Genomic DNA, 17,490 nt, shown 5'->3' on the forward strand with positions numbered 1-17,490 from the left:
TCCCGGGAATGAGGAGGAAAGAAGTGACGGATCCAGGCACGGACCACACCTCGGCTGCACAACAGGCCGTGGCAACGGATGAGTTGAGGGAGCGGGTCGACCGGTTCGTCCGCACCCGGGTGATCCCGCGGGAGGCGGTGCTGGACGCGGGCGGGTCCGCTGCGGCCGATGCGCTGGCCGAACTGCGCGGCCGGGCGCAGGAGGAGGGCCTGTGGGCGCTGCCGCTCCCGGAGGAACTGGGCGGCGGCGGGCTGGGGTTCCGGGCGTACGCCGCACTGGCCGAGGCGGAGGGGGCCAGTGACCACGGTCCGGCCGCGCTGGGATCCGCCCCGCTGCTCGACGTGACGATGCTGGCGCGGCACGGGGGGACCGCGGTCCGCGAGGCGTACCTGAAGCCGCTGGTCGCCGGGGAGATGCGGACCTGTTACGCCATGACCGAGCCGGACGTCCCCGGCACCGACCCCTTCGGGACCGGCACCCGGGCCGAGCGCGGGCCGGACGGGAGCTGGCTCGTCACCGGCCGCAAGTGGTTCACGTCCGGCGCCGCGGGCGCCGACCTGGTCACGGTCATGGCCCGCACCGGCGGGAGCGCCGGTGACCGCGAGGGGCTGTCGTTGCTGCTCGTGCCCACCGCGTCGGCCGGTTTCCGCGTCGTACGCGAACTTCCCGTGTTCGGTGCGGGCGGCCAGTACGAGATCGAGCTCGACCGGGTCCGGGTCCCGGCCGACCACCTCCTCGGGGAGCCCGGGGACGCGCTCGCCATCGCGGGCGAGCGGCTGCAGCTCGGTCGTACGCTGCGCTGCCTGCGCTGGCTCGGCCAGGCCCGGCGCGCCTTCGACCTCATGTGCGAGCGGGCCGCCACCCGCAGCGGGTCCCGTGGGCCCCTCGCCGACCAGCAGCTGATCCAGGGACACGTCTTCGACGCCCTGCTCGCCCTGCGCACCACCCGTCCCCTGGTGCACGAGGCGGTGGCGCTGATCGACGCCGGACGGGACGCCCGTACGGAAGTGGGGCTCGCCAAGGTCGCCGCCGCGCGCATGCTCCAGCAGGTCGCGGACTCCGCCATCCAGGTCCACGGCGCCGCCGGACTCGGTCCGGACACCCCCCTGCCAGGGCTCCTGCGCACGGGCCGGGCCGCCCGCATCCTCGACGGCCCGGACGAGCTGCACATCACCTCCGTGGCCCGCCGGGTCCTGCGCGGCTACGCAGCCGACGGCGGCAGGGCCTAGATGCGGGTGATGTCGACGACCCCGTCCAGGGCGGCGAGGCCGAGCGCCAGGAAGAAGTCGCCCCAGATCAGCTCGTGCCGGACGGCCAGGTCCTTTCCGGCGTCGTAGCAGCCGTGGAGCAGCATCCCGGGCGGGCGCCCGGAGTCCGGGCCGGTGAGGTGGTGCTCCGCGAGGTGCTGGAGGATCGCCTCGGCCCGGTACGCGTACGCGGCCGCCCGGGGGCCGGGCACCCGGGCGAGCTTCAGCAGGGCGACCGCGGTGATCGCGGCGGCCGAGGTGTCGAGCGGCCCGTCCGGCCGGGCGGCGTCGGCCGCCGGGACGAGTCCTGCGGCCGGGGATCCGCCCTCAGCCGCCAGGAATTCGGCCGCCTCGGCGAGCCGGGCGGCCGGGCGGGGCAGCGCCGGGTCGGGCATCGCCGGGTCCGGGCGCAGCAGGGCGTCGGCCACGGCCAGGAGCAGCCAGGCCCGGCCCCGGCTCCAGCCGGGCGGCGGGTCCGCGCAGGGCCGCCAGCCCGCGACCGCGTCGAAGCGCAGGGCGGGCCGTAGCGAGAGGTCCCGGTCCCGGCCCGCGCCGAGGCAGAGATCGAGGTGGCGGTGCAGGTGGGACGCCGCCGCGGCGGCGCCCTGCGATCCGGCTCCGGCCAGCAGGGGTACGGTCCCCGGCACTCCGTCCACGCGGGCGAGCAGTCGGGGTCCGCCGAGCGCGTCCCCCCAGGGCACGAGCCCGAGTTCGCGGTCGTGGGCCGCCAGCACCGCCCGGGCGCCGCGGTCCCGCAGCTCGGCGGCCGTGGCGTCGTCCCCGGCCGGAGCGGTCCCGTACCAGAGGATCAGGCCGCGGGTGGCGGTGTCGGCCCCCACCCACGGTTCGAGCCGGGCCGTGCACGCGGCGGCGGCGCGCCGGTCGGCCGCGTCGCCCGTGTACCGTGCGCGCAGCCAGAGCAGCCCGGCCCAGAACCCGCCGGTCCACGAGCCTCGGCCGGTGGTCGTCCACCGCCCGTCGGCCGGCTCGGCGTACAGCGGGAAGCGGGGTCCCACCGTCTCGGCGGTCACCGCCACGCGTTGCATGACGGCCGCGAGGGCCGGGGCCGGCCCGGCTCCGTCCGCGCTCATGCCGCGCCCTGCCGGCGGTCGCGTACGGCCCACAGGAACGCGACGGCCGCGGCCACCGCGAACTCCGCCGCGACCAGCAGCCAGCCCGGCCCGTACCGTCCGCTCTGCGCGAGCAGGCCGAACAGGGGCGGGCCCGCCGCGAATCCGCCGAAGAACCCGGCCGCGACCAGCGCCGAGTCCTGTCCGGCGCGGCCGGGGGCGGCCCGCTGCATGACCAGCACCATCGAGACGGCGTTGCCGGAGACGGCGAACACTCCGACGGCGATCGCCCCGACCCACACCAGCGGGCCCGCCACCAGGGCGGCCGCCAGCAGGACCGCGGCGCCCAGCGCCCCGCAGGCCAGCCATCCCGGGAGCCATTCGGCCCGCCCGGGCCGGGCCGCCTTCGACCACCCGACCCGGCCGGCGATCCCCGCCGCGCCCAGTACGGCGACCAGGGCGGCCGCCGCGGTCGGACCCATGTCCAGCCGCTGCGCGCCGTAGAGCGCGAGGTAGGTGTTGACCGAGGCGATTCCGGCGCCGAGGAACAGCGAGAAGACCGCCAGCCAGGCCACCATCCCCCGCGGCACGAGGGCCGTACGCGGCCCTGCGGGCGGCGCGGCGGGGTCGGCGGGCAGGACGCGCAGCGCCCACAGCCCGGCGAGCAGGGCCGCGCCGGCGCCGGTCCAGACCGCGCCCCGCCAGCCGATGCCGCCCGCGAGCAGGGCGAGCGGTAGTCCGGCCGCGAAGGCGCCGAGCTGGACCCCGGACTGCTTGAGCCCGGTCACCGCGCCCCGCCGGGCGGGCGGAACGGCGCGCAGCACGGCCTTGTTGGTGGCCGGGTTGGCCAGCGCCTGGGGTACGCCGCCCAGCGCGACGGCGCCGAGGAGCAGACCGGCGCCGGGCGCGGCGCCGATCAGGGCGAGGGCCGTCGCGGAGACCAGCAGCAGGACCACCAGTGAGCGGCGCGGACCGATCCGGTCCACGATCCGGCCGCCCGCCGGGGACAGGACGGCGGCGGTCCCGAAGCCGATCGCGGTCGTTAGCCCCAACACGGCCGGGGATATGTCGAGTTCGCTGACCAGGCGCGGGCCCAGCGCCCCGAGGAGGAACAGTTGCAGCATCGAGAACGCCATGGCGCAGGTGAGCAGCGCGGTCAACTGCCGCCCCGCCGCACCGTCCTTCTCCGCCGGCGATGCGGTCGCCGTCCCCTCCGCCGTCACGAAGTCTCCCTTCCCAGGACGTTGAACTCTTCGAGCGAGCGGGTAGGCAGTCGGATGGAGCGGCGGGCAGGTTCCCTCCCTCCGCTGTGCCCTGCACCACAACGAGGCGGGCGACCCGGCCATGACGGGCCGGGACGCGGGAACTTGTCCGGAAGTGCGCACCCTGATGTGCGGCTCGGGAGGCCGGTGCAAGGATGAGCCCTCGATGAACCCGGTCCGCTGTCTCCGCGCCCTCCGGGCTGCGATGTTCGCAGCCCTCTGTGTGCTGCTCGCGGCGACCGGACACCTGCTCATGTCGGGTGCGGCCGTGCCCTGGTGGGCCCTGTCCGTCGCCTTCCCCGGCACGGCGGCGACGGCTTGGGCCCTCGCGGGACGTGAACGCGGGCTGCTCGCCGTGACGACGGCGGCCGTCGCCGTCCAGGCGGTGCTCCACACCGGATTCTCCCTGGCCCAGTCCCTCGTCGGGCCGGCCGCGCCGACCGGATCCGGGCAGATGTCGGTGATGCCGGCGATGTCGCCGATGGTGGGGATGGTGCAGCCGACCGGCGCCGGGGTGCCGCACGCCCCGGCCCATCTGCACCACGCCATGCACGGGACGCCGGACGTCGCGTCCGCCGTGACCGGTGCGGCCGGTGCGGCCGGTGCGGCCGGTGCGGCCGGTGCGGCCGGTGCGGCCGGTGCAGCCGGCGGGTCGCTGCCGGGTGGTCTGCACGAGGCGGCCGCCATGTCTCCGTTCGGCATGCTGGCCGCACACCTGCTGGCCGCCGTGGTGTGCGGGCTGTGGCTCGCCCACGGCGAGCGGGCCGCCTTCCGCGTGGTGCGCGCCGTCGCCGGACGCTTCTGGACTCCGCTGCGCCTACTGCTCCGTACGGCGCTGCCCGCACACCTGCCGCCGGTCCGGATCCGCCGCCGGCGCCACCACCGCGCGCCGCGCCGGCTCTTCCTCGTCCACGCCATCACCTCACGGGGTCCGCCGGCGGGAACCGCTGTCCTCTGACAGCTGGTTCCCCGAGCCGCGCCCGCGACCGCTCTCGCACCCGTACACCGCGCCTCGGGCCCCGGCCGTGCCTTCCGGCCGGCCGCACCCCTCACCGGCCCCGCCGCTCGCGGCGCCGGACTCCCCTTGCCCGTAAGGACCTTGTGGCGATGACTGCTGCCCTGACGACCCCTTCCTGTACCACCGGCGACCGGCCCGCCCGGCGCACCCCCGACTCCGACGCGGCGGTCACCCGGCTGGCGCTGGACGCCCGCGACGGGGATCCCGTGAAGACCGACCGGTTCGTGCGCGCGCTCCACCGCGACGTCTGGCGCTACGTGGCCTACCTCAGCGCCGACACCCAGGCGGCCGACGACCTCACCCAGGACGTCTTCCTCCGTGCGCTGGCGAGCCTGCACCGGTTCGAGGGCCGTTCCTCCGCGCGCACGTGGCTGCTGTCCATAGCCCGCCGCACGGTCGTGGACAGCCTGCGGCACGCGGCCGCCCGGCCCAGACTCTCGGACCGCTGCGACTGGCAGGCGGCCGCGGAGCAGACCCAGACGTACGACGTACCGGGCTTCGAGGACGGCATCGCCCTGGCGGAACTGCTCGCCGTGATCCCGGCGGAGCGCCGGGAGGCCCTGGTCCTGACCCAGTTGCTGGGCCTGTCCTACGCCGAGGCGGCCACGGCCGTCGGCTGCCCGATCGGTACGGTCCGCTCCCGCGTCGCCCGCGCCCGTACCTCCCTGATCGCGCTCCTGACGGACACCCACGCGGCCGAACCGGCGCCGGAGCCGCAGGGGCCGACGCCGCGGCCCGACCGGGCCCCGGAGCGGATGCTGGCGGCGGCCGCAGCGCTCGCCTGATCCTGCGGACGGGCCGGCAGGAGGGCTGCGGGGAGCGTGTGCGCCCGCAGCCCTCCCGCGTCGAACCTCCGGGCGGACGCTCCCCTCGAACCGGGATGCCGCTGCCGTGCGGCCTGCCGGCCGGCTCGGGACCGGGCGGGGAGCGGGACCGGGACCCCTGGTCGACGTTCGCCCTGGAACCGGGTCGGAGATCCCGACGGTCCGGTGCTGGAGGAGGTGCTGCTCGTCCGCGACGAACAGGCCACCCTGGCGTGGGGGCCGGGGCGGACGGCGCGTACGGCGACCGGTGGGCCGCGGCGCGGCAGCGAGCCCGCCGCGGAGAGCCTTGCGCACCGTTCTCGCCCGGACACGCCGCCCGCGCGGACGGATCCGCGCGCGGCGGTCGCGTACGAGGCGATGAACTCCGTGCCCGAGAACTGGACCCCCTTCATCGCGGTCCACGCCGGCGGCGAGCGGGGGCGGTCGGTGCCGTTGCAGCGGGCCGCCGTGCCGCACCCGTCGACGGCCGGGCGGTGGAGCCCCGTACGGAGCCGTTGCAGCCGGGCCTGGACCCGGTGGCGCCGGACCGGCGGCGGGCCCGCTCCGTGAACGAGGAGGAGGTCCCGGGGGCCGGCTCCCGACTGGCGGTGGCCCACAACCGCACCCGTGGCCGGGACGGCCAGGCGGTCGTCTGGCTCAGCGCGCGCCGCGGCGCGGGGCACGGGGCGCGGGGAGGCCGCGAGCGGCCTGGCCTTCGACCACCTCGTGAACACCTCTGACGCCTGATCCGGGTCCCGTACCCCGGCCGGCGCGCACGCGGGCACGGCCGGACGGCACCCGGGCATGACGGGGTACGGCGGCGCCACCCGGGCGAACGTCCAGGCGCGCCGCAAGATATCAGCCTTCCGCAGAGTCGCCAGGATGTTTATCCGATGGTGATGTCCTACGGCCTCGACGCCGCGCCCGGCACTAGCGTCCCGTGACACCCCGGGAATGCGGGTGCGCTCCGCACTGCATGTGCGGCCCCTCCTGCCCCGCCACCCCCTCCCGGCCCTTGGAGCGAGGAGGCACAGTGCCGTCATTGCGGCGGAGATCCATCAGCAGCTTGTCGTTGGCCACGCGATACACGATCGGAAGCGGCCTGGTCATCACCGCCCTTGCGCTCACCCTGATCGCACTTCTCATACCCGTGGACAGTTTCGGTAGCCGACCCGCGGCCGCCGTGGCGGCGGGTCCGGCAGGTCCGACGGGCGCCGACGACGACGGCGGCGGAACGGTGAGCACGGCCTTCGGGCCGCTGACCGCCGCGGACCGTGACTTCATCCGCAAGGTCCGGCTCGCCGGGCTCTGGGAGCTACCCGCGGGCCGCCAGGCCCAGCAGCGCGGCTCCCGGCCCGCGATCAAGACGGCCGGGCAGCACCTCATCGACGGCCACACCGAACTGGACCGGCAGGTCATCCAGGTCGGCCAGGCCCTCGGTGTCGATCTGCCCAACCAGCCCTCCGCACAGCAGCAGGACTGGCTGGGCCAGATGAACCGTGCACGCGGCGAGGAATACGAACGACTGTTCACTCAACTGCTGCGCGCAGCCCACGGAAAGGTGTTCGCCCTGGTGGCCCAGATCCGGGGACAGACCAAGAACTCAATGGTCCGGGCCCTCGCCACATCCGCCAACACCACGGTTCTGGACCACATCACGGTCCTCGAAGACACCGGACTCGTCGACTTCGACGCCCTTTCCAACAATGTCCAACCGACGAAGTGAAGTGATCGCATGAGTAAAAAGGGCCACAAACGCGCACGCTTGTCGAACAAGGTCCTTGGCGTGATATCCGCGCTCGTACTCGGCGGTGGCGGAGTCGCCGTCGTCGCCGGGAACGCATCCGCCGGCCAGGACAAGGCGGGGGGGATGACGTCCACCATCGACTGCCCCGACGTGGGAGACAAACTCACCGCGGTCCCCGAAAAGGCCAAGCCCGAGGTCGACGCGAACCTCGCCAAGCTGGACGACCAGGTCGCCGACGCCTACAAGCAGCTCGCCGCCGGAAAGGCGAAGGGCGATGCCGCCCTCCTCGGTGACCTGAAGCAGAAGCGGGACAAGACCATCGCGGGCGTGGCCGAAGCGATCGGCCGAGCCGGCGAACGTCCCAAGGACATCCAGGGTTTGGCCGCGTGCACGATGAAGCAGGCGGCCGCCGCGGATGACGGCGCGGCAGCAGCCGCGAGCAAGGGCGAACAGGGCGCGGCCGCCGTGGCCGCCGCGCAGAAGGGTGGTCCGGCGAAGAACGACTTCGTCAACATCACCAAGATCAAGCCGAACGTGAAGAATCCCGCACAGGCAGGAAACGCCTCGAAGGGCTCCTTCACCTCGCAGTGCGGCCGCAACGAGAACGGCCACTTCAACCCCGACAACGTCATCGTCGCCCCCGGCGTCTCCAACGGCGCCCACCACATGCACGACTACGTGGGCAACCTGACCGCCGACGCCTTCTCCACGAACAACAGCCTCGCCGCGTCCGGCACCACCTGCAGCAACGGGGACCAGTCCACGTACTACTGGCCCGTGCTGCGGTTGCGCGACGGCAAGGTGGAGAAGGACGCCAAGGCGCCCGGCGGCGGCCAGGACGGCAACGTCGGCACCATCCTCAAGCCGAAGCAGGTGTCGCTCACCTTCAAGGGCAGTCCGACCGACAAGGTGACGGCGATGCCCCGCTTCATGCGCGTCATCACCGGTGACGCCAAGGCCCTGACCAACGGCAACGCCAACGCCAACGCCTCCTGGAGCTGCACGGGATTCGAGAACCGTCAGCTGAAGGACAAGTACCCGGTCTGCCCGAAGGGCAGTGACGTGGTGCGCACCTTCAACTTCCAGAGTTGCTTTGACGGCAAGAACGTCGACAGCGCCAACCACCGCACGCACGTGGCCTTCGCGGACAAGAACGGCAAGTGCCCGAACGGCTTCAAGGCCATGCCGCAGCTGGTGATGCGCCTCACCTACGGGGTGGCACCGGGTGCCCGGTTCGCCGTGGACAGCTTCCCCGAGCAGCTCCACAAGCCGGTGACCGACCACGGCGACTTCATCAACGTGATGTCGACCGGCCTGATGAACAAGGCCGTGAACTGCATCAACAACGGGCAGAACTGCCGCTGACCCCCGCAGCGGGGGCTCCCCCCTCCACTCCCGGGCCGGACACCCCTCCTCTCCCCCAACCCCCGGTGTCCGGCCCGGGACAGGTGTTGGTCCGAAGCCGACTTCGGGCCAACACCGCTCGTATGTGTACGCCGCCGCCGAGTCCCGGCGGCGGCGTACTGCGTTGCACGGGCTGCGGCGCGTTGGACCGGCCGGCCCGGTGGCGTACCGCAGGACACGGGCCCGGCCCGCCCGGGCGGCGTACCGCAGGACGGCACGACCCGGGCCCGCGGCCCGTCCCGGACCCTGCAGCGCACGCACCGCACCGCACCGCAGTGCACTGCACTGCACTGCACTGCACTGCACTGCAGGAACACGATCCAGCCCGGCCCGGCCCGGGTGGTGCACCGCACGAAACGGCCCGGGCACCCGGTGCACCGCAGGACGCACGGCCCCACCGACGAGCCCCGCCCGACGACATGCGCACGACGAGGTACGCACGACGACGTACGCACGACACAGCCCGGCCCGGCCCCGTGAATACGGGACCGGGCCGGGCTGCTTCGGGTCTAGAGGCCGTTTACGCGGGCCATCCGTCCGACGACCATGGGGGTGAAGTCTGCTTGGATCACGCGGGCGGCCCTGCGGCCGACCCGGGAGTGCTGACGCCGGACCTGGGCCATCAGTCGGCGGCTACGCAGGGCCATTTCCAGTTCGAAGCGGGTACGGGGGTCCCGCAGGCCGGTACCGAAGAGCTTCTCGAGCTGCCGCATGCGGTACCGCACGGTCTGCGGGTGCACGCTCAGGGCCTTGGCGGCCTCGGGTGCCCCGCCGCCCTCCAGCCAGGCGAGCAGCGTCACCTCCAGCCGCTCGCTCTGCCGGGGGGTCAGATCGGCCAGCGGGCGCAGCCACCGGGCGGCCAGCGCGTGGGCCAGCGGCTCGTCCTGAAGGAGCAACAGGGTCGAGAGGTGGTCGTCGACGAAGACGGGCCGGACCTCCGCTCCGGGGCGGGCGGGGGTCAGCGCGGCCAGGCGCAGCGCCCAGCGCAGTGAGGAGGCCGTGTCACGGAGCGGGACGGCGTGGCCCACGGCCGCGAACCGACCGCGCAGCAGGTTCTCCAGCGGGGCGCGGTTGTCCGGTTCGGTGCTGGGGACGAGCAGGCACGGACGGCCCGCGAACATGCCGACGAGGGAGTGGTCCAGTACAGCCGCGAGTTGCTGGGTCTCGCCGGGGGTGGCTGGCACGATGGCCCGTACGGCGAGCGGGAGGGGCCAGCCGGCCGCCTCCGCGAGCTCGCTGAGGGACATGTCGGATGCGTCCCTGTCATCGGTGAGGGTCTTGAAGAGGTCGTGCCGCGCCCGGTCCATCCCGCGGACGCCTTCGTGCCGGGACTCGCGCCGGCTCGTGTGCCGGGCCTCGCGCAGGCCCTCGTTGCGTACTTCCCGGAGGCCTTCGCGACGGCCCTCGTTGCGCACCTCGTTGCGTACCTCTCGGAGGCCTTCGCGGCGGCCCTCGTGCGTGACCTCGCACTCGGCCCTGGCCGCGGTCCCGACCTCGATCCGGTGCTCGATCCCGTGCTCGACCTTGCTGTCGAACTGGCTCTCGACCTCGCTCTGGTTCTCGATCTCGTCCTCGCTCTGTTCATCGTGCTCTTCCGGTGCTTGTTCCCGGTGCTGATCCTGGTAGCCGAGGACGGTGAGGAGAGCCTCTTCCACCCGCTGCCGGAACAACTCGTCATCGATGGCATCGTTGTCATCGATAAGTGCGGAAAATTCCGGAATTCCATGCAGAAGCTCCTCCACTATCTCGGCGGCCAGCGCAGGGAGTTCCTTGCGCAAGACGCGCGTCCACTCGCCACGGGGGCGGGACCAGATGCGGTTCAGAAGTTCACACATCGTTTTCCTCGTTCGTGCCGGGGTGAGGCTTGTCCAGGGAAGAGCGACAAGCCCGCCGAGGTTGCTCCCCACGTCAACATCCTTGTCTGACGCGAGAGTTGCGGCCCTCGTACTCCCTCCTAGAGAGGTCCGACCACTTACGGTCCTGCGACTTTGCCGTTTTTTTGCCGTCGAGGACGCGTAGGTGGCGGGCGGCGCGGTGGCCTGTCGCAACCCCCGCTGGAGGGGAATCTTCCGGTGTTGTTCGATGCGCCGGAGACGCGGTGCGAGAAATTATCACGTTTCGATAAAACCTGTGGAGCTGCTGTGCAGCTCCACGATGCTGCTGCACTCCGGCCCCAAGTTCCCTCGGCCGGCGCGGAGTTTCACAGCGCTGCCGGGTACGACGACAACGACCCCCGGGTACCGAGCGCCAGGTGGAGTGCTCGGATGCCCAGGCGCACAGGAGACCTGGATGCCCCTGCCCCAGCCTCAAATGCCCAGTTCACACAGGGCCCGCCGCAAGAACCGCCATGCCTCGGCTGCGGCTGCGGCCGCCGGACGGAGGGCCGTCCGACGGCCCTCCCTCCTTCCCAAGGAAGGCAGGCTGAGCCCCGGCGTGCTCTGCGCCGTCGGCGCGGCCATCGTGCTCGTCATCGTGGCTGCCCGCGCGGGCGCCTTCAGCCAGCTATTTGCCTTCCTCGATTTCGGGGCGGGCGTGCTCTCGCTCGTCTCGCTCACCGCCACCGTCCTTTGGGGACTGGCCGCGACCGACCGGGCCGTCCTCGGTTCGGGACACCGGCTGCTCGCCCAGGGCGCGCACCGCGGCCTCGCCGTGTCAGGGCTCCTCTTCCTCGCCCTGCACATCTGGATCAAGGTCGCGGGACAGCGGACGACCGCGACTTCCGCGGCCGTGCCGTTCACGGACGCCACCCGGCCCGTCCTGGTCGGGCTCGGCAGCCTGGCCGGATACCTCTTCATTGCGGTGGCCATCTCCGGCGCGGTGCGCAGCGTGTTCAACACCAGGAGCGGCTCGGCGTGGTGGCGGGTCCTGCACTTCGGCGCCTATCCGGCCTGGGGTGCCTCACTGGTGCACGGTCTGAAGTCGGGCCGCGCGGCCGCCCCCTGGGTCACGTCCGCGTACGCGCTGGCCCTGCTCGGCATCGTGGGTGTGCTCGTGTTCCGGGTCAGGAGCCGGATGCGCGAAGCGGCCGTCTTCGTGCCGCCCACCCCCCAGCCCGTGGCGGAGGCGCCCGTCCAGGGCGGCGTGCCCCGACAGAGGCGCGGCTCGCGTCCTGCAGCGGCAGCCGTGACCGCGAACCAGGCCCAGCCGCCCCGGCCCGAGCGACCGGCCCTCAATGACCGACCGCCCCTGAGCAACCAACCCCCGCGCACCGCCGTCTACGCGCCGAGCCGCGCCCGCGCAACAGCTGACGCCGAGACGCTCATCAGCCGGGACCAGTGGCTGTGAGCGGTGAGCCGCGCCCCAGCCTCGGCTGCGTGGGCGCTCCCCGGCTGCTGGCCGGGCTCGACCAGGCCGCGCGGCTCGACCGCGTGGCCCATCTGACGACACACGGCCAAATGCCCCGTTACCGGCCGGAGGAACTCGTCGACCTCGCCGAGAACATCGACCTCCGCGGGCGCGGCGGCGCGGGCTTCCCGTTCGCCAAGAAACTGCGCTCCGTGATGCGGTCGGCCCGTGCCGGGGACGGACAGACCGCCGTCGTCGTCAACGGCAGTGAGGGCGAGCCGAGTTGTCTCAAGGACACCGCGCTGCTGCTGCACACCCCCCATCTGGTGCTCGACGGGGCCCTGCTGGCCGCCGCCGCGCTGAACTCCGAGGACGTCGTGGTGGGCGTCACCCGGAGGGACGTGGAGCAGTCACTGCGGGAGGCCGTCGCGGAACGCGGCCCGGCAGGGCGCCGGGTGCAGATCAAGCTGCTCCCCGAGCGCTTCGTGACCGGCGAGAGCACGGCGCACGTGAACGGTCTGAACGGCGGGCCGACGCTGCCGTCCGGCCAGAAGGTGCGTACCAGTGACCGGGGCCTGAACGGCGTGCCCACCCTGTTCTCCAACACCGAGACGTTCGCCCAGCTGGCCGTCGCCGCCCGGCTCGGCGCGCTGGACTTCCGTGCGACCGGCCTGCCCAGCGAGCCGGGCACCATCATGCTGACGGTGGCGGGCAACACGGTCGTCGAGACGCCGAGCGGGGCCGCGCTCTCCTACATCCTGGAACTGTGCGGCACCGATCCGGGCCAGGGCGTCCTGGTCGGCGGCTTTCACGGCAAATGGCTCACTCCGGCGAACGCACGTGCGGCCGAGATATCACGCGAGTCCCTCGACCGGCTCGGCGCGCGGCTGGGGGCGGGGGCGGTGATGCCGCTGCCCATGGACACCTGCCCGGCCGGCGAAGTGGCACGTGTGACCCGTTGGCTGGCCAAGGAGTCGGCCGGCCAGTGCGGGCCCTGCGTACGCGGGCTGCCCGCCATCGCCGACGTACTGGACGAAGCCATCCGGGGCGGGGGCAAACCCGCCCTGGAGATGCTGGAGCTCCGGATGAAGGCGGTGCTCAAACGCGGCGCGTGCAGCCATCCGGACGGCACCTCGAACTTCGTCGCCTCGGCGCTCAAGACATTCCCGGACGAGTTCCGCGACCACGCGCTCGGCAGCGGCTGCGGCAGACGGGTGCTGGGCGCCCTTCCGCTGTTCGAGGACGAGGAGAGTCCGGAGCGGCTGCTGGTCGACTGGACCCTCTGCAGGGGCCACGGGCTGTGCGTGGACGTCCTGCCCGATGTCGTCCGCCTCGACCTCGACGGCTTCCCGGCGGAGGCGTCCATGGCCGTACCCCGCGCGCAGCGGCAGAAGGCGCTGCGCGCGGTGCGGCGCTGCCCGGCCCTCGCGCTGCGCATCCAGGACTGAACCAATGCCCCGGGTTCAATGTTGGCGCGATCTGACAAATTCCCCGGGATATTCGCTTCCACCGCTCCCGGCCCCGTATCAATTACCGGGGGCAAGGAAACGCGGAACCGAACCTGAAGGAGAGATCGTGAAGATAAAGCGTCGTGAGATATTCGCCGGGTCAGCGGTCGCGGTACTGATGATGACAACCGCTGCATGCGGAAGCTCCGACAATTACGGGGGAAAGGCACCTGCAGTCCAGCCGGTGGGCGACAGCAAACAGGTAGGAGCCGGCTCCGGCTACGGCGACCCCTACGGAGGCGGTTCGGGAGCGGCCCCGGCGGGTGCAGCCGGCAAGAGCGGCTCCGCCGGACAGCTGAAGGTGAACGAGATCGCGGGCCTGGGCCCCGGGGTCACCGACAGCGAGGGCTTCACGCTCTACCGGTTCGACAAGGACACGCCGAAGCCGCCCAAGTCCAACTGCGAGGGGGACTGCGCCGCGGCCTGGCCCGCGGTGTCCGCCGATGACGCCTCGGTCAGCGCGGGAATCGACGCCGCGCTCCTCGGCTCCGTCGAACGGGCCGACGGCACCAAGCAGCTCACGCTCGCCGGGTGGCCCGTGTACCGCTACTCCAAGGACGCCAAGGCGGGCGACGCTTTCGGCGAGGGGGTCGGCGGCACCTGGCACGTACTGGGCCCGGGCGGAAAGCCGGCCGGCGCCAGCAAGGGCGAGGGGGCCGGGGCGGAGAAGGAAGAGAAGAAGGAAGACAAGAAGGAAGAGAAGCCGGCCGCCGCGGCGAAGGGCGGCGAACTCACCGCCGTCCAGAACCCCCAGCTCGGAACCCTCGTCGAGGACGGGGAGGGCAAGACGCTCTACCGGTTCGACAAGGACAGCGCCTGGCCGATGAAGATCGGCTGCGTGGACGCCTGCACGGACACCTGGAAGCCGGCGAAGCCGGTCGACAAGGACAAGGTAAACGGAATCGCCCCTGAATTGATTGGAAAGGTGAAGCGGCCCGACGGTAGCGAGCAATTGACGATCGACTGCTGGCCCGTCTACACCTTCACCGGTGACAAGGAACCGGGTGACACCACCGGGCACAACAACAAGGGCCTCTGGTTCGCCATCACCGACAAGGGCAAGAAAGCCAAGGTCGTCGGCTAGCCCCTGTCGGCGGCCCGCCGATCCGCCCCTGGAACGCGTGGTGCCCGGGTACCTCCCCGCCCGGGCCCCACGGCCCCTCCCCGATCAGCCAGAGAGGTCACCATGCCGTCCACCGACCGCCGCACCCGCCGGATCCGGCGGATCCGCACGTCGCTCACGGCCGTCGCGGCGGTGTGCGTCACCGCGCTGCTGTGCGGGGGCTGTTCCTCGAAGGCGGCGGCCCAGCACACCTCGGCCGAGGCCCCGGCGACCGCGGCGGCGGCACCCGGGACCTCCCTCGAACAGATCGCCACGGCTATCGGCTGTACCGCCGAAGTGAACGTGGAGGTCGAGGACTTGCGCCAAGGCGGGTGCCAGGCCGGGCAGGTCGTCTACCGCATGGTCACCTTCACCGCTGAGCAGGGACTTCGCTCCTGGCTGACCGAGGCCAAGATATACGGCGGCCTCTACCTGGTCGGCGACCGATGGGTCGTCACCGCGCCGACGGAGGAAGCCCTGACCACACTGCGCGGACGTCTCGGCGGCTCCCTGGAGACCGGCGACACGCACGGCGGCGCACACGGCGCAACGCCCGGCGCGACGCCTGACGCGGCGCCCGGCGGGACGACCGGTGCGACACCCGGTGCGACGCCCGGTGCGACGCCCGGCGAGACACATGAAGGCGGACACGAGGGCGGACACGACGGCGGCCAGGGCGGCGGCCACTGAGGCCGCTCCCGAACCGCGCACACGTCGGCCCCCGGTACACGACCAACCGGGGGCCGACTTCGGCGTGTCGGCCACGTGTCCTGTTGTCGGCTCGTTCGTGAGGAGCACACGGCACGAACCTTCGGGATGATTCGGCCGGGCGCCGGCTGCAACAAGGTGGATGCGTAAGTGACTTCACCGAAAGGATCGGCTCAGTGCGCCCGAAACGCTTCGCACCGCTCCTCGCCGCCGCCGGACTCATCGCGACCACCTTGCCCCTGCTGTCCGCGACCCAGGCCTCCGCCACCGAGGCCGCGGACCACCTTCGGCAGAAACCCGCCTGGCACCGCTGCAGCCCCGATCAGCCGGCCTCGTACGAGTGCGCGACGCTCAAGGTCCCGCTCGACTACCGGCGTCCCGACGGGCGCACGATCGACCTCGCCATATCCCGGGTGAAGAGCGAGAACCCGGCCAAGCGGCACGGCGCCCTGCTGCTGAACCCCGGTGGTCCGGGCGGTCCCGGCCTCGACCTGCCGCTGCTGCTGGGCGAGGCGATGCCGAAGGACGTACGGGAGCGCTACGACCTCATCGGCTTCGACCCGCGCGGGGTGGGCGCCAGCAGCCCGATCACCTGCGGACTGACCGACACCGAGCAGGACTTCAACCACGCCTACCGTCCGGAGACCTTCGGCTCCGACGTGACCTGGGCGCGCACCGTCGCCGACAAGTGCCGCGAGAAGGCCGGTTCGGTGCTTCCGTACATCACCACCCGCAACACGGCCCGGGACATGGACACGATCCGTGCGGTCCTCGGCGAGCGCAAGCTTTCCTACCTGGGCTACTCGTACGGGACCTACCTCGGCGCGGTGTACTCGCAGATGTTCCCGGACCGCACGGACCGGTTCGTGCTCGACAGCGGCGTGGACCCGCAGCGGATCTGGCGCGGCATGATCCAGGTCTGGGCCACCGAGGCCGAGCCCGCTTTCGCGCGGTGGACGCAGTGGGCGGCGCAGCGGTCGGTGGAGTACGGGCTGGGCGACACCCCGAAGGCCGTGTCCGACACGTTCTGGAGCCTGGTGGCGCGCGCCGACAAGGAGCCGTTCGAGTTCGAGGGCATGAAGGTCAACGGGGACGTGATCCGCTCCGCGCGCGGGGTGTTCTTCTACCCGGCGCAGGCCACCCCGATGGTCGTGGCCCTGAAGGCCGCGGCCGAGGGCAAGCCGCTGCCCCAGGGCACGACCGCGACGGACCTCAAGCGGATGCTGGCCGGCGGCGCGGCCGCCGAGCCCGCCTCGGACAACGGCACCGCCGTGTTCTGGGCCGTGGCGTGCGGGGACACCGGCAGCTGGCCCCGCTACACCGAGCAGTACGAGCGGGACGCGGCGAAGGACAAGGCCAGGTACCCGCTGTACGGGGACTTCGCGTCCAACATCATGCCGTGCGCCTTCTGGGACCGGCCGGTCGAAGCGGCCACGCCGATGCACAAGAAGGCCAACGTGCTGACGGTGCAGAACGAGTGGGACTCCCAGACCCCGCTGGTGAGCGGCCAGGGCCTGCACAAGGCCCTCAAGGGCTCGCGGATGGTGCTGGCGGCGGGCGGTGAGGGCCACGGCGTGTACCTCTCCGACCCGACGTCCTGCGCCAACGCCCTGGTGAACGCGTACCTGACCACGGGCAAGCTGCCCGCCCAGGACGTGACGTGCCAGAACCCGCCGGCCGCTGCCGAGCGGCGCGGACCGGTGGCGCCCGCGAAGCCGCTGCCGTTCCCGTCCGCCCCCGGACGGTTCTGACACCGCCCGGAGCACGACGCGTTGACCTGCGGAGCCTGCCCGGCGCCTCGGCCCGGGCAGGCTCCGCAGTCGGTTTCCCCGGGTTTCAACGATCCGGAAGGGGCGGCCTAGGCGGGGAGGAACGCCTCCGCGGCCGCCTTGATGCGGCGGCCGAAGTCGGGGGCGTCCTTGCGGGCCGCGCCGGCCGCGAAGCCGACCAGCAGCTTGCCGAGGCCGTGCCCTTCGAGGGTGTTGAAGATGCGGACGCGGGTGCGGTCGCCGGGCAGGGCTTCGAGGTCGTAGCCGCCCTCCGCCGTGATGAGGTTGCGGCTCTGCTCCGTCCAGCGGATCAGGTGCGGCGGTTCCAGACCGACGATGCGGAACTCACGGCCGGTCTTCATCCCGGCGTCCTTGACCGTGCTCCGGAAGACCGTGCCGAGGGCCGTGGGGCCGTCCGGGGTCTTGGTGATCTCCTGGACGCGCGGGCTGAACTCGGGGTCGTGCCGCCCGTCAGCGAGATAGGCGAACACCGCCTCCACCGGTCGGTCGATGTCGACGCTCGCCTCGAACTGTCCGGACATGTGGGCTCCTCGGTGCGGCTACCTG

Annotated in this window: 15 protein-coding genes; 11 read left to right on the top strand and 4 right to left on the bottom strand. The window is 72.6% G+C overall.

The genetic code is table 11. The features are described from left to right. Positions 1-23 precede the first annotated feature (23 nt). Positions 24-1,229 carry an acyl-CoA dehydrogenase family protein gene (locus tag OG386_RS09050; protein WP_328787652.1) on the top strand — a complete coding sequence of 402 codons (1,206 nt, stop codon included), beginning with the start codon at positions 24-26 and terminating at the stop codon, positions 1,227-1,229. Here the strand turns inward: OG386_RS09050 and OG386_RS09055 are convergent. Beyond that, complete coding sequence (locus tag OG386_RS09055; protein WP_328787653.1) at positions 1,226-2,338, bottom strand: sugar ABC transporter permease; 1,113 nt, start codon at positions 2,336-2,338, stop codon at positions 1,226-1,228. The two genes, OG386_RS09050 and OG386_RS09055, sit on opposite strands and share 4 nt — an antisense overlap. Further along, positions 2,335-3,540 carry an MFS transporter gene (locus OG386_RS09060; protein WP_328787654.1) on the bottom strand — a complete coding sequence of 402 codons (1,206 nt, stop codon included), beginning with the start codon at positions 3,538-3,540 and terminating at the stop codon, positions 2,335-2,337. The genes OG386_RS09055 and OG386_RS09060 overlap by 4 nt, the downstream gene beginning before the upstream one ends. Positions 3,541-3,745: 205 nt before the next feature. On the opposite strand from OG386_RS09060, the gene OG386_RS09065 reads away from it, so the two are divergent. The 5 genes from OG386_RS09065 (at position 3,746) to OG386_RS09085 (ending at position 8,512) form a co-directional block, all read left to right on the top strand. Further along, entirely contained in the window at positions 3,746-4,537 is a 792-nt protein-coding gene (locus OG386_RS09065) for a hypothetical protein (RefSeq protein ID WP_328787655.1), read from the top strand. A gap of 149 nt (positions 4,538-4,686) precedes the next feature. Then, positions 4,687-5,382 carry a sigma-70 family RNA polymerase sigma factor gene (locus OG386_RS09070; protein WP_328787656.1) on the top strand — a complete coding sequence of 232 codons (696 nt, stop codon included), beginning with the start codon at positions 4,687-4,689 and terminating at the stop codon, positions 5,380-5,382. A 204-nt stretch (positions 5,383-5,586) separates the two neighbouring features. Then, the gene (locus OG386_RS09075) at positions 5,587-5,970 is read left to right on the top strand and encodes a hypothetical protein (RefSeq protein WP_328787657.1); all 384 of its coding nucleotides are present in this window, start codon (positions 5,587-5,589) and stop codon (positions 5,968-5,970) included. Positions 5,971-6,472: 502 nt separating this feature from the next. Next, the gene (locus tag OG386_RS09080) at positions 6,473-7,126 is read left to right on the top strand and encodes a DUF4142 domain-containing protein (RefSeq protein WP_328787658.1); all 654 of its coding nucleotides are present in this window, start codon (positions 6,473-6,475) and stop codon (positions 7,124-7,126) included. A 9-nt stretch (positions 7,127-7,135) separates the two neighbouring features. Beyond that, positions 7,136-8,512, top strand: a complete 1,377-nt coding sequence (locus tag OG386_RS09085; RefSeq protein WP_405789619.1) for a DUF1996 domain-containing protein — start codon at positions 7,136-7,138, stop codon at positions 8,510-8,512. Between the two features lie 548 nt (positions 8,513-9,060). Here OG386_RS09085 and OG386_RS09090 read toward each other — a convergent pair. Beyond that, positions 9,061-10,386 carry a helix-turn-helix domain-containing protein gene (locus OG386_RS09090; protein ID WP_328787660.1) on the bottom strand — a complete coding sequence of 442 codons (1,326 nt, stop codon included), beginning with the start codon at positions 10,384-10,386 and terminating at the stop codon, positions 9,061-9,063. A gap of 598 nt (positions 10,387-10,984) precedes the next feature. Between OG386_RS09090 and OG386_RS09095 the strand changes: the two genes are divergently transcribed. The 5 genes from OG386_RS09095 (at position 10,985) to OG386_RS09115 (ending at position 16,905) form a co-directional block, all read left to right on the top strand. After that, positions 10,985-11,836, top strand: a complete 852-nt coding sequence (locus OG386_RS09095; protein ID WP_328787661.1) for a hypothetical protein — start codon at positions 10,985-10,987, stop codon at positions 11,834-11,836. Positions 11,837-11,865: 29 nt separating this feature from the next. Further along, positions 11,866-13,284: an NADH-ubiquinone oxidoreductase-F iron-sulfur binding region domain-containing protein gene (locus OG386_RS09100; protein WP_328787662.1), complete on the top strand. Its 1,419-nt coding sequence runs from the start codon at positions 11,866-11,868 to the stop codon at positions 13,282-13,284. 181 nt (positions 13,285-13,465) lie between these two features. Beyond that, on the top strand, positions 13,466-14,428 hold the full coding sequence (locus tag OG386_RS09105; protein WP_443053306.1) for an SCO0930 family lipoprotein: 963 nt from the start codon (positions 13,466-13,468) through the stop codon (positions 14,426-14,428). Between the two features lie 102 nt (positions 14,429-14,530). After that, positions 14,531-15,136, top strand: a complete 606-nt coding sequence (locus tag OG386_RS09110) for a hypothetical protein (RefSeq protein ID WP_328787664.1) — start codon at positions 14,531-14,533, stop codon at positions 15,134-15,136. 194 nt (positions 15,137-15,330) lie between these two features. Then, entirely contained in the window at positions 15,331-16,905 is a 1,575-nt protein-coding gene (locus OG386_RS09115) for an alpha/beta hydrolase (protein ID WP_328787665.1), read from the top strand. 107 nt (positions 16,906-17,012) lie between these two features. Here the strand turns inward: OG386_RS09115 and OG386_RS09120 are convergent, their stop codons facing one another. Continuing rightward, a complete protein-coding gene (locus OG386_RS09120) occupies positions 17,013-17,465 on the bottom strand; it encodes an SRPBCC family protein (protein WP_328787666.1) in 453 nt (150 codons plus the stop codon). Positions 17,466-17,490: the final 25 nt, after the last annotated feature.

The sequence above is a fragment of the Streptomyces sp. NBC_00273 genome (assembly GCF_036178145.1).
GTDB lineage: Bacteria > Actinomycetota > Actinomycetes > Streptomycetales > Streptomycetaceae > Streptomyces.

Excerpts from the sequence above, each read along its gene's own strand:
- OG386_RS09090 (WP_328787660.1), bottom strand. The coding sequence starts at position 10,386 with ATGTGTGAACTTCTGAACCGCATCTGGTCCCGCCCCCGTGGCGAGTGG.
- OG386_RS09085 (WP_405789619.1), top strand. The coding sequence starts at position 7,136 with ATGAGTAAAAAGGGCCACAAACGCGCACGCTTGTCGAACAAGGTCCTT.
- OG386_RS09110 (WP_328787664.1), top strand. The coding sequence starts at position 14,531 with ATGCCGTCCACCGACCGCCGCACCCGCCGGATCCGGCGGATCCGCACG.
- OG386_RS09105 (WP_443053306.1), top strand. The coding sequence starts at position 13,466 with ATGACAACCGCTGCATGCGGAAGCTCCGACAATTACGGGGGAAAGGCA.
- OG386_RS09070 (WP_328787656.1), top strand. The coding sequence starts at position 4,687 with ATGACTGCTGCCCTGACGACCCCTTCCTGTACCACCGGCGACCGGCCC.
- OG386_RS09055 (WP_328787653.1), bottom strand. The coding sequence starts at position 2,338 with ATGAGCGCGGACGGAGCCGGGCCGGCCCCGGCCCTCGCGGCCGTCATG.
- OG386_RS09065 (WP_328787655.1), top strand. The coding sequence starts at position 3,746 with ATGAACCCGGTCCGCTGTCTCCGCGCCCTCCGGGCTGCGATGTTCGCA.
- OG386_RS09120 (WP_328787666.1), bottom strand. The coding sequence starts at position 17,465 with ATGTCCGGACAGTTCGAGGCGAGCGTCGACATCGACCGACCGGTGGAG.